This window comes from Echinicola soli (assembly GCF_006575665.1).
GTDB classification, from domain to species: domain Bacteria; phylum Bacteroidota; class Bacteroidia; order Cytophagales; family Cyclobacteriaceae; genus Echinicola; species Echinicola soli.
Map to the genome: position 1 here is coordinate 5,131,608 of NZ_CP041253.1, position 16,502 is coordinate 5,148,109.

At 42.0% G+C, this 16,502-nt stretch carries 14 protein-coding genes; 5 read left to right on the plus strand and 9 right to left on the minus strand.

Annotated elements, in window-relative coordinates; translation table 11 throughout:
* Positions 1–6: 6 nt before the first annotated feature.
* Both FKX85_RS19785 and FKX85_RS19790 read right to left on the minus strand, forming a co-directional pair.
* The gene (locus tag FKX85_RS19785; protein WP_141616363.1) at positions 7–1,374 is read right to left on the minus strand and encodes a RagB/SusD family nutrient uptake outer membrane protein; all 1,368 of its coding nucleotides are present in this window, start codon (positions 1,372–1,374) and stop codon (positions 7–9) included.
* Between the two features lie 11 nt (positions 1,375–1,385).
* Positions 1,386–4,403, minus strand: coding sequence for a SusC/RagA family TonB-linked outer membrane protein (locus FKX85_RS19790; RefSeq protein ID WP_229239704.1), 3,018 nt, complete (start codon positions 4,401–4,403; stop codon positions 1,386–1,388).
* 282 nt (positions 4,404–4,685) lie between these two features.
* Here FKX85_RS19790 and FKX85_RS19795 point away from each other — a divergent pair, with 282 nt between their 5' ends.
* Positions 4,686–5,726: a LacI family DNA-binding transcriptional regulator gene (locus FKX85_RS19795; RefSeq protein WP_141616365.1), complete on the plus strand. Its 1,041-nt coding sequence runs from the start codon at positions 4,686–4,688 to the stop codon at positions 5,724–5,726.
* Positions 5,727–5,927: 201 nt separating this feature from the next.
* On the opposite strand, the gene FKX85_RS19800 is transcribed toward FKX85_RS19795, so the two are convergent.
* The 7 genes from FKX85_RS19800 to FKX85_RS19830 form a co-directional block, all read right to left on the minus strand.
* Positions 5,928–6,803: an alpha/beta fold hydrolase gene (locus FKX85_RS19800; protein ID WP_141616366.1), complete on the minus strand. Its 876-nt coding sequence runs from the start codon at positions 6,801–6,803 to the stop codon at positions 5,928–5,930.
* 30 nt (positions 6,804–6,833) lie between these two features.
* On the minus strand, positions 6,834–7,391 hold the full coding sequence (locus FKX85_RS19805; RefSeq protein WP_141616367.1) for a TetR/AcrR family transcriptional regulator: 558 nt from the start codon (positions 7,389–7,391) through the stop codon (positions 6,834–6,836).
* A gap of 354 nt (positions 7,392–7,745) precedes the next feature.
* Positions 7,746–7,952, minus strand: a complete 207-nt coding sequence (locus tag FKX85_RS21600; RefSeq protein WP_210416877.1) for an AAA family ATPase — start codon at positions 7,950–7,952, stop codon at positions 7,746–7,748.
* A gap of 249 nt (positions 7,953–8,201) precedes the next feature.
* Positions 8,202–8,738, minus strand: coding sequence for a dihydrofolate reductase family protein (locus FKX85_RS19815; protein WP_141616368.1), 537 nt, complete (start codon positions 8,736–8,738; stop codon positions 8,202–8,204).
* Between the two features lie 210 nt (positions 8,739–8,948).
* Complete coding sequence (locus FKX85_RS19820) at positions 8,949–9,599, minus strand: hypothetical protein (RefSeq protein ID WP_141616369.1); 651 nt, start codon at positions 9,597–9,599, stop codon at positions 8,949–8,951.
* Between the two features lie 589 nt (positions 9,600–10,188).
* Positions 10,189–11,880 (minus strand): dihydroxy-acid dehydratase, encoded by a 1,692-nt coding sequence (ilvD, locus tag FKX85_RS19825; RefSeq protein ID WP_141616370.1) that lies wholly within the window; start codon positions 11,878–11,880, stop codon positions 10,189–10,191.
* 29 nt (positions 11,881–11,909) lie between these two features.
* Positions 11,910–12,473, minus strand: a complete 564-nt coding sequence (locus FKX85_RS19830; protein WP_210416878.1) for a Crp/Fnr family transcriptional regulator — start codon at positions 12,471–12,473, stop codon at positions 11,910–11,912.
* Positions 12,474–13,418: 945 nt separating this feature from the next.
* On the opposite strand from FKX85_RS19830, the gene FKX85_RS19835 reads away from it, so the two are divergent.
* From FKX85_RS19835 to FKX85_RS19845, 4 genes are all read left to right on the plus strand, one after another.
* Positions 13,419–14,333 carry an alpha/beta hydrolase gene (locus FKX85_RS19835; protein ID WP_141616372.1) on the plus strand — a complete coding sequence of 305 codons (915 nt, stop codon included), beginning with the start codon at positions 13,419–13,421 and terminating at the stop codon, positions 14,331–14,333.
* The gene (locus FKX85_RS21950) at positions 14,333–14,692 is read left to right on the plus strand and encodes a DUF4345 family protein (RefSeq protein WP_394344992.1); all 360 of its coding nucleotides are present in this window, start codon (positions 14,333–14,335) and stop codon (positions 14,690–14,692) included. The genes FKX85_RS19835 and FKX85_RS21950 overlap by 1 nt, the downstream gene beginning before the upstream one ends.
* Complete coding sequence (locus tag FKX85_RS19840) at positions 14,679–15,590, plus strand: helix-turn-helix domain-containing protein (RefSeq protein WP_141616373.1); 912 nt, start codon at positions 14,679–14,681, stop codon at positions 15,588–15,590. Before FKX85_RS21950 ends, FKX85_RS19840 begins: the two co-directional genes overlap by 14 nt.
* A 417-nt stretch (positions 15,591–16,007) precedes the next feature.
* Positions 16,008–16,487, plus strand: a complete 480-nt coding sequence (locus tag FKX85_RS19845) for a response regulator (protein ID WP_141616374.1) — start codon at positions 16,008–16,010, stop codon at positions 16,485–16,487.
* Positions 16,488–16,502 lie beyond the last annotated feature (15 nt).

Genomic DNA, 16,502 nt, shown 5'->3' on the forward strand with positions numbered 1-16,502 from the left:
AGAGCTTTAATCATAAAACCCATTCTGAACCAAATTCGGATTCCTGTTAATGGCATCCTGATGTATGGGCCATACTAAGTTTGCCTCTTCGCTCAAGCCATTGATTGGCCCCATGACTTCCATCGCTTTCCCTGTTCTCACCAGGTCAAACCACCGGTGTCCTTCATAACAAAGTTCAATCAATCGCTCATGTAAAATCGCAGCCTCCAAATCACCGTAAAGGGCCTCGGCAGTGGACAAGCTCAGGCTTTCCAGTCCCGCCCTATTCCTAATGGTATTCAATAAAGTCAAGGCTTCCTCGACTTCTCCCAATTGATTATGGGCTTCCGCTTTCAGCAATAGGATATCCGCCAGCCGGACCATGACGATATTATTTGCAGATGGATCTGGACTTTCGTCATTAAATCCCTTTCCAAAAAATTTCCATATTTTTCGGGGCTGGGCAGAGGTCACATCGTAAATAAGCTCTTGTCTCTGGTCTCCTTCTTCGAAGGAATTTCGGAAAGACTCACTTGGGAAGAAGTTACTATCCGATCCCAAGGCATATAATACCCGCAGGGAATTGGTTTGCACTTCATTGTAGCCTATTTCAAAAATGCTTTCGTTCGAGTATCCTTGCGTAAAAATCTTTGACCAGTCGCTGATGGACACCAAGCTGTACAAGGAATTATCCAGCACTTTTTCTGCAGCTGCCACCGCACTGGTATAATCTTCCCTCCACATATACAGCTGGACCAACAAGGCATTGGCACCTCCCTGGGTAATCAAATTCCGGTCCCTTTCACCCCCAAAACTAGCCCTACAATGTTCAGCTGCAAATAAGAGGTCTTCCTCGACGTGGTCCAGAATGGTTTCAGCATCAATTCGCGTATTGAACAAGTCCTGCTGCACGCTTTCATAAGGCTCCAAAATCAATGGGACATCTCCCCAAATCCGCACGGCATAGAAATAGCACAAGGCCCTCAACGCCCTGGCTTGCCCCAATAACTGTAACCCAAATTCCTCTCCATCCTCAAATACAGGGGGAATATACTTAATGGCATAGTTGGCCCTGCTAATGGTCCCATAAAGATTATCCCATCGAGCTGAGTTCAATGTGGGATTCAGGTTGTTATCCTGGAGCAAAAAAGGATCTCCGGACTGATTGGTACTCACGGCATCTGCTCTTCCCTCACCCCAAAGGGAGAAGTTGAGGGAAAATGTAGACTGTGCTGCATCGTATATTCCATAGACCCCGGATTGCGCATCACTGGATGTCTTATAAAATCCCTGGGCGGAAAAACTACTGACCGGATCTTTGTCCAACAAATTCTCCGAACAAGAGAAGAAGATGAGCGTCAGCATTGACATAAAGATATTCCTGCTAATTTTCATAAGTTATTTATTTACAATCCAATTGATAAGCCCACGATCACTGTCCTACTTTGCGGGTATGAACCCTCGTCCACTCCTATTCTCAGCCCACTGTACGAACTGACATCAGGATCAAAACCGGTATATTTGGTCCATGTGATGAGATTTGTCCCGGTGACATAGGTATCCATCCGAGTCAAACCAATGCGGTTGACCAATTTCAGCGGCAAGGAATACCGTAGATTGACATTCTTCAATTTGATATACGAGCCATCTTCTACCCACCTGCTTTGAATCCTGCTGTCACTTTGCAATGGATCATCTTGTACTGGCTTTGGAAAATCCGTTATATCTCCCTGCTCTCTCCACCTGGTCAGGGCATCTGTGGATAGGTTATTGTACCGGACGATGGAATTACGCTGGTGATTGATCTCACTGTAGATTTCTCCGCCGTAGGAAAACTGAAACATGAAGCTCAGGCTGAAGTTTTTATAGGAAAGGTCATTGGTGATCCCTCCAAAAAAATCAGGAGTCGCATTACCAATCACCTGCCTGTCATTTTGATCAATGACATTGTCCCGGTTGAGATCATGCCAGATGGGGTCTCCTCCCTCATATACCGGCCCTTGGGATCCATTGGTGACCCCATTGACATTGTCTTCATCCCTGGCATACACGCCATCAAACCGCCAGCCGAAAAAAGTACCGATCGGATACCCCTCCTGGAGAATATGGTAATTCCCGTTTTGGATAAACCCATTGGTCAAAAGCTCCTCCGGGAGTTCCTTGACGATGTTGGTATTTGTACTGATGTTAAGACTTGTACTCCAGTTGAAATGTTGCGTAGTGACATTATGTGTATTGAGCAGTACCTCTATTCCCTTGTTCTGTATCTTCCCAATATTTTGAGTAATGTATCCAAAGCCTGTTTCCCTTGGAATCGGTACATTATAGAGCAGGTCTTTGGTGTCCTTGATGTATGCATCTACCGTCAAGTTCAGCCTGCCCTGCCAAAATGCCAAGTCTATTCCCGCATTGTACTGTGTAGTGGTTTCCCAGGTCAATCCTGAATTGGGCATTACTGTGGGAGCAGCTCCAGAATAATCCAGGTAGTTGGTTCCCACCATGAATTCGCCCTGTGAAGTGTAATTCCCAATTGCCTCGTTACCCGTTTGCCCCGCACTAAAGCGCAACTTCCCGTCATCAAGCACTCCCACGCCACTCAAAAATCCTTCATCGGAAAATCTCCAACCTACCGAAGCCGAAGGAAAGAAGCCAAAGCGATTGTCCCTTCCAAACCGGGAAGAACCATCCGCTCTTAAATTGGCCTCAAAAAGGTACCTCCGATCATAGTCGTAGGAAACCCTCCCAAAGTAAGAAAGCAGGGAATGAGACGTGGTGATGTTCACCCCTTGGTTGGAGATTGTCCCTGCCCCATTCATGGTTCGGATATCATCGCTGGGAAAAAACATTCCATCCAAACCGGTCCGCTCATAATCCCAGTCCTGATAACTGAATCCCACAAGTCCTCCCACATTGTGTTTCCCGTCAACTTGTTTTTGATAGGTCACTATATTTTCATTGGACCAAGTCAGGTTATTGATAGACCGAACCGAGCCCGTATTATACCCTTCTCTATAATCCAATGTTGAGGGTATAAAGGTGTCTTCCTTCATGGAAAGGAAATCCACGTTAACAGAGGTTCTGAACTTCAGGCCTTCCGCTAATTGGTATTCCAGGTATTGGCCAGCTATTATCCTGTTGGTCTTATTGAGGTTGGTAGATTGCTCCGCAAGACCTACTGGGTTTCGTTTACCAAACTGATATCCATTGATAGAGCCATCCGGTAAATACATTGAATACGATGGAGGGCGGATAAGCAATTCGCGAATGATACTTAGGTTTCCTGTTCCTGCTGCATTGATCCTGTTGTTGACGCCATTGGAGTAGGATATACTTTGCCCCACAGTAAGGCGATCAGTTACTTTGAAATCCACATTAAGCCGAGAAGTGATCCTGCGGTAGTTGGAATTGATGATAATCCCATCTTGGTCCAAAAATGAGGTGCTCCAGGCATACCTGGTATTTTCGGAACCTCCCTGAATGGACAGGTCCACATTCGTCTGGACTGCCTTTCTGAGCAGTTCACTTTGCCAATCCACATCTCCATTGTTGGTAGAACTCAGCGAATCGACGATGGCAGAAATGGGCTCCCTTCCACCATCTGAATTGGCATAGGAATCCAGTACGGCACTTCTGTATTGGCTTGCATTGAGCACGTCCAGCTTTCTGGTAATTTGACTTACCCCCGTATGCGCGTTCACGTTAATTTGCGCCCTACCTTCCTTTCCTCTTTTTGTGGTAATCAACACCACCCCATTTGCAGCCCTCGAACCATAAATAGCTGTAGAAGCAGCATCTTTCAGTACTTCAATAGACTCGATATCCGCCGGGTTAATGGCGGCCAATGGATTGAGCCCAAAATTCTCCGAACCGTTTAAAGAAGACGTTACATTGGTTTCGATCGGCACTCCATCGACCACATATAAGGGATTGTTCCCGGCATTGAGCGAGGAACTCCCCCGGATATTGATTGTCATGCCTCCCCCCGGGGCTCCGGAATTGGATGTCACCTGCACACCGGCAGCCCTTCCCTGCAAAAGTGATATGGGATCCTGCATATTTGTTTTGCGCACTTCATCACTTCCCACCGAGACAATAGACCCCGTCAAATTTCTTTTTTCCTGCACGCCATACCCCACGATAACTACCTCATCCAAATCACTTGCATTGGAAATGAGCGTCACATCCAGAACTGATCGGCTACCGATCGTGATTTCTTGCTTGGAATATCCCAAATATGAGTAAATCAATACATCCTCCGGAGACACACCCTCAATGGAATAGGCTCCATCCATATCGGTGACCACTCCCTTGGAAGTGCCTTTTACCAATACAGAAACACCGATCAAAGGCTCGCCACTATCTCCATCCTTTACCACTCCTTTCACTACAGTCCCTTGCGCAAACAGACCTAAAGACCCAACCATACTTATTAAAATAATTAATAAAGAAAACCAAGATTTGACCTGTACAAACCTGTTGAAATACCCCATAGAATTTGGATTAAAATGTTTTCAGAAGAATTTTCATAATCATATTATCCAAATGTAAACGTTATGCAAAAAAATAGCAAACGTTTGCATATATTTTTCATTACACTTAATGAATTATTGGAGTGGTGCATATATTTGAATTACATCCCTACTTATCATTTAAGAGGCCCTTTTAAAAATTATCCTTATATTGCAAACGTTTGCCGAAAGTTTTCCATGATTAAAAGAAGAATTACCCTAAAGGATTTGTCCAAAGAACTTGACCTGGCTGTTTCAACAATTTCACGAGCCTTGGACGACCATCCTGGAATAAGCCCAGAAACAAAGGAAAGAGTCAAGCTAAAAGCCGATGAATTGGGCTTTACCCGGAATTCCATTGCTTCGAGTTTTAGAAAAAGTAAAACACTAACGATAGGGGTAATTGCTCCTCAAATCGACATCCACTTTCATTCACTTGTCATCAGCGGAATAGAGGAATATGCCTATAAGGCAGGTTACAACGTAACGATTTTCCAAAGCAGAAACTCATTCAAACGAGAAAAGAGAATTACCGAAACCCTGCAGAACAATATGTTTGCTGGAGTAATCATCTGCCAAGGAGCAGAAACAAGGGGCATAGACCACTTTAAGAAACTGAAAAAGATGAAAATGCCCTTGGTCTTTTATGACCGGGTGCCTACGGGCTTTGAGGCGAACAAAGTTATCATCAATGATTTTGAATCTTCATTGCGGGCCACGGAACATTTGATCGAAAAAGGATGTAAAAATATAGCACATATTGGTGGTCCTCAAACAACTGGAATTTTCAAATCCAGATATGAAGGTTTTAGGAAAGCATTGGAAAATCACCATCTTGAGATTTCATCCAGTTTCATCCACTTTACAAAGGGGTTAACCTATGACGAAGGCCTGTCAGCTGCAAAAGAACTTCTTTCCCAACCTGTCAAACCGGATGGAATTTTTTGCTCCAATGACTACACCGCGGTCAGTGCCATTCAGGTATTCCAAAAAAATGGGTTCAAAGTACCAGACCAAGTGGCAGTTGTCGGCTTTAGCAATTATCCAATTTCCAAAATCATAGAACCCAACCTTTCTTCGGTAAACGACCGGGCGTTCGAAATGGGCCAAGCGGCAGCAAAACTTCTTATCAGGCAAATTGAAGATGAGGAGGATTTGATCGAGTCTGAAATTGTCACGCTAAAAACTGAATTGATTATCAGAGAGTCCAGTTCAAAAAAACAGGGGGATATTTCCTAAAACCAGTTGCCATTCCCCTCAACACTGATATCCTAAGGAGCGAGTGATAAACAAAAGAATTTCACTTCTCCTTAGAAAGGGCGCCACTTGAGAAAAGAAAAAAAAGGGCCCTAAAGCCCTCTTATATCAGCGAAGGAATAAAACCTTCTGCAGTGATGGGGAGTGTTGTATTCAATCTTCTCCCAATTATATTTATGTAAGTTATTTCAAAAAATCTGAGATTGCATTTGCAATTTGCCCAGGCTTCTCCTCAGCAAGAAAATGCCCGCATCCTTCTATCTCCATCATTTCATACTCAAAAGCATTCCGGGAAAGGAAACCCTCCAAGATTCCCTGGGTAGCAGATGATGCAATTCCCATGGTCAAATTGTTAATTTTAGGATAGGTTTTCTGTTCTGAAATATCCTCTCCGAAAGTTTGATACCATGCATTGGATGCTCTTATGTTTTCTCTGTTATTATAGTGGTGACTGTACACTGCACGGTCAAAATCATTGATGGCATCTTTATTAATAAGGAGCCTGTCCAAAACATGGTTTAACAACAATTCAAAACGTCCTTCCAGCAATTGGCTAGGCAAATCCCTTAACTGATTAAAAGCTACCCACCAAGGATAAACCGGGGCTCCTACAGGCAACATCGGAAGTTTATACAAGTTTTCATCGGGAGGTGGGGTATCTAAAAGAATCAGTTTATCAATGCTATCAGGATGGTTGACAGCAAATGAATAAGCGACATTGGCACCTATATCATGTCCGGCAATATGCGCGCTCTCGTACCCTAATGATATCACTAATTCTCTTATATCACCAGCCATGTTTTTCTTGGTATAGCCTTCTTCTGGTTTATCACTATCACCCATTCCACGCAGGTCAACTGCAATTACAGTATAATTCTCAGCTAGATACGGCATAATATGGCGGTAAGACCACCAGGTCTGAGGCCAGCCGGGCAATAATATCAATGGTTCTCCCCTTCCTCCCTTCACATAGTGAATATTTATTCCATTGACTTTCTGAAAGCAACTGGAGAAACCAGTCATTTTTTTGATAAGATTTTCTATTGAATATTGACTCATATCTATATGTTTTCCGATTCTGACTTTATTTTATTCTTTTAATCCAATAGCTCCTTTGAAGGAAATCCAAGCAAACTTCTTACTATCGTTCTTGGAAACATCCCCAGACTCAAAGGCATAAACAGTAGTTTCAATGATTGATCCGAACAAATTAAATATCCAAGGGATAGTTAGTTCTTCGTTAATGCGTTTCTCTTTTTGGAGATCCCTGATGATTTTTAACCATCTGTTTTTAACGCTATCGGATTCAAATTCATTTTTTCTTTCTAAACCTGAAAAGTCACTATTCTCATAGATTCTTTTGATGAATGAATACTTTGCTCCTTGTTCAATGGCGGCAAACAGCATGTTTCTTACTTTGCTTATTTGGTCACTGCCCCTTTCATAGGCTTCATTCATCGCTTTGTTACAACTTTCGAGCATCTCCTTTTTACAGCACTCCATTAAGTTTTGGCGACTTTCAAAATATCGATGCAGCGTTCTGCGAGTAACCCCAGCTTCTTCAGCAACTTTGTCCAGGGTGTTCGACTCATTACTTCGAAAGCACTTTACCGCGGCTGCTATAATTTTAGATTTCGTACCTCCCATGTCACAAACATATGAAAAATGTCACAAAAATATGACATAATAAAAAGAATAAATTAATCCGGCACCAGATTTACTATAAAATTGAAGGAGATTGCGGCCAAATACAGCCAAACTTGATTTGGGAAGTCCCGTGCGTACTATGGTGGATACTGCGCACGCCAGCGTAGTCGCATCGTGGGCTTAAAGCATACGGCCGTTTGCTGGATTTGCGTATATTTTTTATACAGCTCCCTTCCTGACCGATTCCTTCGGTACTGTTATGACATCATATCCATAATCGGCATAGGTCTCCCACATCTTCTCGAAGGTCAGGACAGCTTCCTTCCAATCCTGTTTCCGTTCACTGTCTGTTTGTTAGATTTCCTTCCAAGGGGGAAGGAAAAATACCGATGTAGTGTACCTCCAGTTTTTCGCATAGGCTTGCATCCTTTCACTTATGGGTGACTGGATAAGTGCCCGGTAGCATATGGCATCCAAAAATCCACGGTCAAAAAAGACAGGAATTTCCTTGCCTTCCCTATGACAGGTTTCCCCAAAACTCATGACGGAACGGTCAAACATGCTTTCCATAAAAATCCCCTGTCCCGCCAGGGAAGGGCATTGCCGTCCTTCTCCTGCAGTTCACGAGCGATCTCAGGCACCGTTTATGTCCCCTGTTTTTTTTCGTCCAAGAGCGCTGTTTTCCCCACTTCGGGGCCGCCTGTGATCACATAAAAGTTGCGCTTAAAACTTTGCTCCACCATTTACTGTTAATTCGTATTTATTGAACAATAATGAAAGGATGGACAGCCCCCATCCAACGCGTCTTTTTCAGGGTTTCTTCCGTTTGTACACCAACTGGACAAGACCTGTATCAAATGTTTTGGCAGCCACCAGTTCGAGCTTTTGTTCTGGCCTGCCCTCCTTGAACAGCCTTGTTCCTTCTCCGAGCAATACCGGTACCACCGAAATGGTCATTTCATCTACCAGGTCACTGTTCAACAGCTCATCAATGATTTCTGCACCACCGTCACAATAGATGTTCTTCCCGTCCCCGCTCTTTAACTTTTTCACCAACTCGGCAGGCCCTCCCGAATGGAATGTCACCTTGCCTTGGTTTGGCCTGGCTTTCCTGGTGATGACATGTACCTCCCTGTCCCCGTTGTCATAGTGGCCGGGACCTATGGTCCTCAGGACATAATCATAGGTCTTTCTTCCGACAATGACCGTATCTACCGTTGCCATGAATCCGGCATAGCCATAATCTTCCCCTTCCTTTTCTACTGAAGTCAGGAAACTTAAATCCTCATTTGGCCCGGAAATAAACCCATCCAGACTGGTGGCAATAAACAATGACAGTTTTCTCATGGATCTTTTTTTGACCAAAAAGCAAGATATAGGCACCTGCGCAATTTATTGTCATCAACTGTCCCATTTTAAATTGATGCACGGACAATATCCTTTGGGGCCTTTTCCATTAAATGCAATAAAAATACAGAAGCCAGATGGGCAAAACGGGAAGACTGCTGGTCATGCTGGTCTTTTCCGTTAAATCGTATTCACATTCGATCATGGACCTTATTCAATAGAGAAGCTCACACCACCCTGGGTTGCATATTTTTGGGACCGGCCAATAGAAAGCATCCACCGGTCATAGGTAGCTTTTGCCAGCCACTGTACCTGATAGTTATCTTTAAGCTCTGGGGCCGAAGCAGCTTTTTTGGCAAGGCTGTGGGCCTGTTCATAAAGGAAACTGTCATGCATCGGGTTATGGTGAAGGATAAAGGCTGCATGAAACCTATCGATGGGACTAAATTCCGATTCCCTGTCCATCACTTCTCTCACCTGTTTCAAGCGAACACTGTCCCTTCTGCGCATTTCCTTGCGGAAAGGGGGCACAAAAAACTGGAGGTTCATTCTGTCCCCTTGGTCGGTAGAATAGGCATGGGCAAGCACTTTGGAACTATCATCGGATGAAATAATGGGATCCGGCAATGGACGCAGCAGCCCAATTACCAAGCCGGTCAGGACGATTCCTAACATGGTCATCGGGGAATAGAACCTCTTTACCAACAGCTTGTTTCGCCACATCAATATTATTCCCGCCATAAGCATATATATGATCATCCCACCGAGCAGGGCCAATAATACGAATGCAAACCAGGGATATTGGTAGGAAAAATACGCCACCACCAAAAGGATGACGGCATAGGTTATCAGCTTCTTCATTATGATTGGTTTTACGATTTTTTACCCAGGAAGGAAATCAACGTCCACGTGCCCCATTCGTAAAACGGACACCTGTTGTACACCATTGGACACCTTTGACAATTGAAAAGCCATGAAACGTATCAGGATTATTTCTTAAAACGTACCTATTCAACCGCAGCGACCAATTTGGCAGGCGACTTGAAAACACCTCCATATTATTTGACCTATTATTTTCAATAACAGTACCAAAGCTTTCCGTATTCGGACCATATCGATCAAAAATGCGTAAGAGCCCAGCTATACCCAATAACTAAAAAAAGGACAAGCTCGTGACAAAAATACCAAAAACCACTCCCCACACTACTATAACCAGTACCAAAAACCTCCAGCGGGCTAAAGTAAGGGAAGACAGGTAAATAAACCAGAACAATATTTTTGACCTAAGCACTCCCAAAAAACAAAAGGTTAAAGCTTTTCCCATAAAATCACAGCATCAGCAGTCTCCCATACATTAGGATCTTCTGCCATAAAAAGTAAGGTCGTCATTAGGTTTCACTATAGCCCTCCCAGCGTGTAGCAAAAAAGTGATATTTTTCGAATTTTCAAATTAAAACCCATCCGTATTTAAGACAGCTCCGTTGCTTGCATTTGTTACCAATGCTCTGTATTGACGTAGCCAACCAGATGTCAATTCCTTTTTTATAGGGGTGAAATCAGCCTTTCTTTTAGCAATTTCATCATCTGTCAATCTCACGGATAAAATATATTGGTCAACGTCAATATGAATTTCATCACCATCTTTCAGTAAGCCAATCATACCTCCTTCGGCTGCTTCTGGACTTACATGGCCAATACTTGCTCCTCTTGTAGCTCCACTAAAACGGCCATCAGTAATCAAGGCTACTTTATCCCCCAGGCCCAATCCCATAATCAAAGATGTGGGAGCTAACATCTCTTGCATACCTGGGCCTCCCTTCGGCCCTTCATAGCGGATCACAACCACGTTGCCGGCTTTAATTCTTCGGTTTATAATCCCCTCAATGGCCTCAGCTTGCCCGTCGAAGCAAACAGCTGTACCTGTAAAGACCCTCTCACCAGTAATGCCAGCAGTTTTAATTACCGCCCCTTCTTCTGCCAGATTACCATACAAAATTGCCAACCCGCCTACTTCCGAATATGGATTATCTGCTGTGCGGATAATGCTGGTGTCTTTGATGGCTGCATCTTTAATTTTTTCCAACAGCGTTTCTCCTGAAATAGTGATATTGTCTATTAAGATATCTTTCCCTCTTTTGGTTATCTCTTTCATTACAGCATTTACGCCCCCCGCTTTGTTTATGTCCTCCATGTGCACTGTAGAAAGGCTAGGCGAAATTTTAGCTAAATGCGAAACTCTGTGTGAGATACTATTGATAGCTTCAAGGTTAAAATCTACATCAGCTTCCTTCGCAATAGCTAACATGTGTAGAACAGTATTCGAGCTACCGCCCATTGCCATATCAACAGCAAATGCATTTCGTACCGCATGTTCATTCAAGATGTTTCTCAATTGGAATTTCTCTGTTTGCTCTTTGCATTTGGCAATTTCACAAATCCTCCTGGCAGCTCTTCTGTACAGTTCTTCCCGTTCTTTGGTAAATGCCAGAATCGTCCCGTTACCGGGAAGCGCAATTCCCATCGCTTCCATAAGCGTGTTCATGGAATTGGCAGTAAACATACCCGAACAGCTGCCACCGCTTGGACAAGCATTGCATTCTACATCCAGTAATTCTTCCTCCGACATTTTGCCGGCTTCGAACTTACCTACCGCTTCGAAAGCAGAAGCAAGGTCAATAGGTACCCCCTCTTTGGTATGTCCTTTTTTCATTGGACCTCCACTTACAAAAATAGTTGGCACATCTACCCTTAAAGCCCCCATAATCATCCCAGGGACAATTTTATCACAATTTGGAATGGCAATCATCGCATCAAGCTTATGTGCATTCATTACTGTTTCGATAGAATTAGCAATAATTTCCCTGGAAGGAAGAGAAAAGAGCATCCCATCATGGCCCATGGCAATACCGTCATCTACTCCGATTGTATTGAATTCAAAAGGCACACAGCCATTTGCCTTAATTTCTTCTTTTATAATTTTGGAAACGCTGTTTAAAAAATAATGCCCTGGAATAATCTCGATAAAGGAATTAGCGACTCCTATAAACGGCTTTTCAAAATCAGCGTCCGCTAGTCCAGTCGCTCTAAACAAAGATCTGTGTGGGGTTCTTTGATGTCCTTTTTTTACTTCATCACTTCTCATAATAGCACTGTTTATAGGGAATTAATAATTTACCATATCTTTGACTTAAGTCTGCTCAAGGTTTCTGGAGAAACATTTAGGTAAGCTGCAAGATTTGAATTGGATAACCTTTGTACAAGTTCAGGATTGTCCTTAAGTAGGGCCAGGTAGCGTTCTGTTGCATTTTGGGTCAAAAGGCTACTGAGTTTTGAGTTCACGACGGTTAAACCATATTCAAGGATATGAATGTACATTTTATCCCATTCGGATATTGTATTTCGTAAATGGTTAAATTGGTTAAATGAAATCACTAGAAGCTTGGAGTCTTCGACAGCTTGAATGTACTCGGACGATGGCGCTCTGGAAATAAAACTAACAATTGACGTTAAGAATGTGTTTTCAAAGGCCATAAACCTAGTCAATACATTCTGGTCCTCGTTATCATAATACAAACGGAGACATCCCTTTTGAATAAAGAACAATTTACTCGAAACATTACCTGGCTTTAGCAAAAGCGTATTTTTCTGAACATGTATTGGCTCAAAGCAAGAAAGGATATACCCAATCTGCTCATCTGCTAAATTTGTTTTTATTCTTATTAAATCAGCAAGCATCTTCTCCAATAGTATTATTTGATGTCAAAGTTCGGGCAAAAAAAATTTAAAATCATTGACTGAGGTCAAAATCGGCCCAAGCAGGAAACCTGACATGAGCAATGGTTACCAAATCCCGGTCAAGGGAAAGAAGGTATGGAAATATGCTGGACTGCTCCCTGAAAACCCAAGCTCTGACATAAGGAACCACAGCAGCTGTCCACGGGCAAGGTTTGGCACAAGACCGCACTAACGGTAGTGCGCTTCACTTCCACACTGTCCAGGATTATTTGAAAGTAAATATAGAAAATAACACCCCATGTTTCTATCACCCTAATAATCTGGGTTTCTATGTTAAAAACCAACTATTTAGGGTAGGTTTCTTTTTTTTGTTCTTCTAGGCATAGCTCATCCATTAGGGGATGTTTTGTTGTCGGTCCAGGATAGCTGTATATTCAGCGGTGTAACTGTCCCTGAGGGACAACATTCATTCCCTTTTTTATAGGCTTGAATCTATATTTGTATAGTACTATCCCACCAGGCTTCTATCAGCAGGCTTTTCGGAAAGGCCGCTAAGCTGCAAGTTTACATTATGTAGATAGGAAAGGAGCCGTAAACTCGATACGAACAGGAACCGCCCTGTATAATATTCCCATAGCCCCGAGCGGCTTAGTCCAACTCGGTTTTATTCACCATTTTTTCCAAATCCTTTAATTTACTTCCCTTGCATATCATTCCTTAACGCCTTTTACTACTTTGTCGTGGAAAAACGGTGAATAAAACCCTTATAGTTGGCGGTAATGGCAAAGCGACACCCAGCCGACAGGCAAACACCTATCCAAATGACAAGAGACACACTTACTGGCATCTTAACCCTGATTTGGCTACAAACAACCTTGATTTGGAAACATTTACTTTTTAAAGGAAGACGATTTTTGCATTGTTAAACTTAAAAGAAATAAAACAATGCGAAAAGTAAAATTCAAAAATAGAAATTGGGACACGGCAGCCAATCTTCATTTGCCCTACAATTTTGATGAAACACAAAATTATCCGGCTATTGTTTGCGTTCATCCGGGAGGTAGCGTAAAAGAACAAACTGCAGGTTTGTATGCAGGTAAACTTGCAAAAAAGGGGTTTATTGCTTTGGCTTATGACGCTTCTTTTCAAGGCGAAAGCGGTGGAGAGCCAAGATATTTGGAAGCCCCCACCACCCGTGTAGAAGACATACGCTATGCTGTAGATCATCTTACTACATTAAATTTTGTAGATAAAAATCGTATCGGTTTATTGGGCATTTGTGCAGGTGGTGGTTACGCTGCAAATGCAGCATTGGAAGAAAGGCGAATAAGAGCAGTGGCAACGGTTTCAGGAGTAAACATAGGCAGAGCATTCAGAGAAGCAAATTTTTTAGAAACATTAGAAGCTGTTTCTTCGCAACGAACTGCGGAAGCCAACGGAGCAGAATCGATTATTACAAATTGGACACCCAATTCTTGCGAAGAAGCAAAAAAGGCAGGGATAAACGAAATGGATATGTTAGAAGCTATTAATTATTACAGAACGCCAAGAGGCGAATTTCCAACTTCAAACAATAAATTGCATTTTGCAAGTATGCCGAAATTAATAATGTTTGACGCTTTTCATCTTGCTGATTTTTTGCTTACACAACCTTTATTGGTTATCGTTGGCAACAAAGTTGGTACTTTCGGTTCATACAGAGACGGTTTTGACTTATACAAAAAAGCCGCTTCCAAAAACAAAACAATCCATATTGTAAATGGTGCGGGTCATTATGATTTATACGATAAAGCCGAAGCAACAGCAGAAGCATTGGATAAATTAGTCCCATTTTTTCGGGAAAATCTTTTGCAGGAATAATGACAGTTTTTCTAAAAATAATCGGAACCGTTTTGCTTATCGCAGGTTGTGTTCTAACATACAAGCCCAACTTAATTAGCAACATCCCTTTATCCGAAAACCCATATCAGATGATTGAAGTGCGGGTTAAATGGGGATTTCTAATTGGGTTGGGGATATTGTTCATTTTTTACAATCAATGGAGTGATTGGAAATTAACGGTGTGTGCATTATTGTTTTTTCTAGCTTTGGGGATTATCATAGCCCGATTATTCGGGTTTGTTTTAGACGGTTTTTTTTCAAAACAATTTCTTTGGCTTACCATAGAAATTGTAGCTTTAATCATCTTCGGAATTTTATATAGATATGCAGACAATTAACTCTTTATCCGAATTTCATCGTTTACTATCCATTACCCCGCCTTTGCATCCGTTGGTAAGTGTGGTTTTGGTTTCAGAAATACACGCTGTAAATTCTAATTTGTGGCGACATTTTTCTACCGATTTTTATACTATCTCTCTAAAAAACAATATCCAATCCAACGTAAAATACGGGCAACAATATTATGATTTTGACAAGGGGACAATGACTTTTACTGCACCTAAACAAGTCCAATCTGTTGAAGTAGATAAAACCAATGCTTTTAACGAAACGATTGGGACAGGATATGTATTGATTTTTCATTCTGATTTTTTGAAAAAACATCTACTGCAAAGCACAATCAAGAATTACGGTTTCTTTTCATATTCCCTAAGTGAAGCGTTGCACCTTTCGCAACAGGAAGAACAAAATGTTGTTGATATTTTTCAAAAAATAGAAAAGGAATGTCAGCATATTGACAAGCACACACAAGACATTATTCTGTCGCAAATTAATTTGCTGTTGACTTATTCCAATCGTTTTTACGAACGCCAATTCATTACTCGAAAAGCTGTGAACAATGATTTGCTTTCCAAAATGGAGCAGTTGCTAAAAGATTATTTTGATAACGCAGAAACACTTAAAAGCGGATTGCCAACTGTTGAATATTTAGCCAATCAACTCAATTTTTCTACAAATTATTTAAGCGATATGTTACGTTTGCTGACAGGACAAAACGCCCAACAACACATTCACGAAAAACTCCTTGAAAAAGCAAAAGAAAAACTTTTAACGACAAATTTGTCCGTAAGTGAAATTGCCTATGAATTAGGTTTTGAGCGATCACAATCGTTCAACCGACTTTTCAAAAAGAAAACCGAAATGTCGCCTTTGAAGTATAGACAATCGTTTAATTAAATTTTTCTTTCTCAACTTTTTATTTTTTTGGCAGACACAGCAGACAAATGAAAGCCACATACCGCCAGTCGAGTAGGTAAAGGGGAATCTCACCCCTAAACCTCTCAGAGAACCGTACATGAAGGTCTCCCCTCGTACGGCTCTTATTATGCAGTCGGTTGATAGTCCATTGGATTAGACTAATTCGTATCCCAACTGCCAGTGATAGAAAAGGTTTGGATAAGAGACAGTAACTTGTCTAAGCAATTTTACTGGTGTCTTGATGCTCATCATGCCGAGAAGTAACAATTTGGCAAATCAGATCCGAGTTTTTATCAGATGGATGAAAATCCCTTGCTGCTACATCTTATCTCCGCTACAATGAAAAGTAATTCCTTGAATAATAACTATTCTCACATATATTCTTAACTTTCAATTATGATTTCGCAAAACCTCAATATACTTCTTGCCGATGACGACAATTCCGATTGCCTTCTTTTCAAAGATGCATTGGAAGAATTGCCTGTGTCCGCACAGCTGACCATTGTGCATAATGGAGAAAAGGCGATTGAAGAGCTGACTAAAAAAGGAGACATGCTGCCCGATGTTCTTTTTATGGATCTTAACATGCCGCGAAAAAACGGCTTTGCAGCATTAGGGGAAATAAAACGAAATACCAAGTTGCAGAAACTCCCCGTCATTATATTTTCCACTTCTCCGGAGCTGGAAGCAGTTAAGCGGGTTTTCAGAGACGCCGCACACTATTACATCTGTAAGCCAGGTGATTTTTCGCAATTGAAGAAAGTTATTTATGAAGCGCTTACCCTAATATCGCAGAAAAATAACCCATTGCCCCTCAAAGAAAATTTTATGATTACAGGCGCTTCTATAACGATTCCTGATCATACTGAAAAATAATCTACAGGGTAAAAC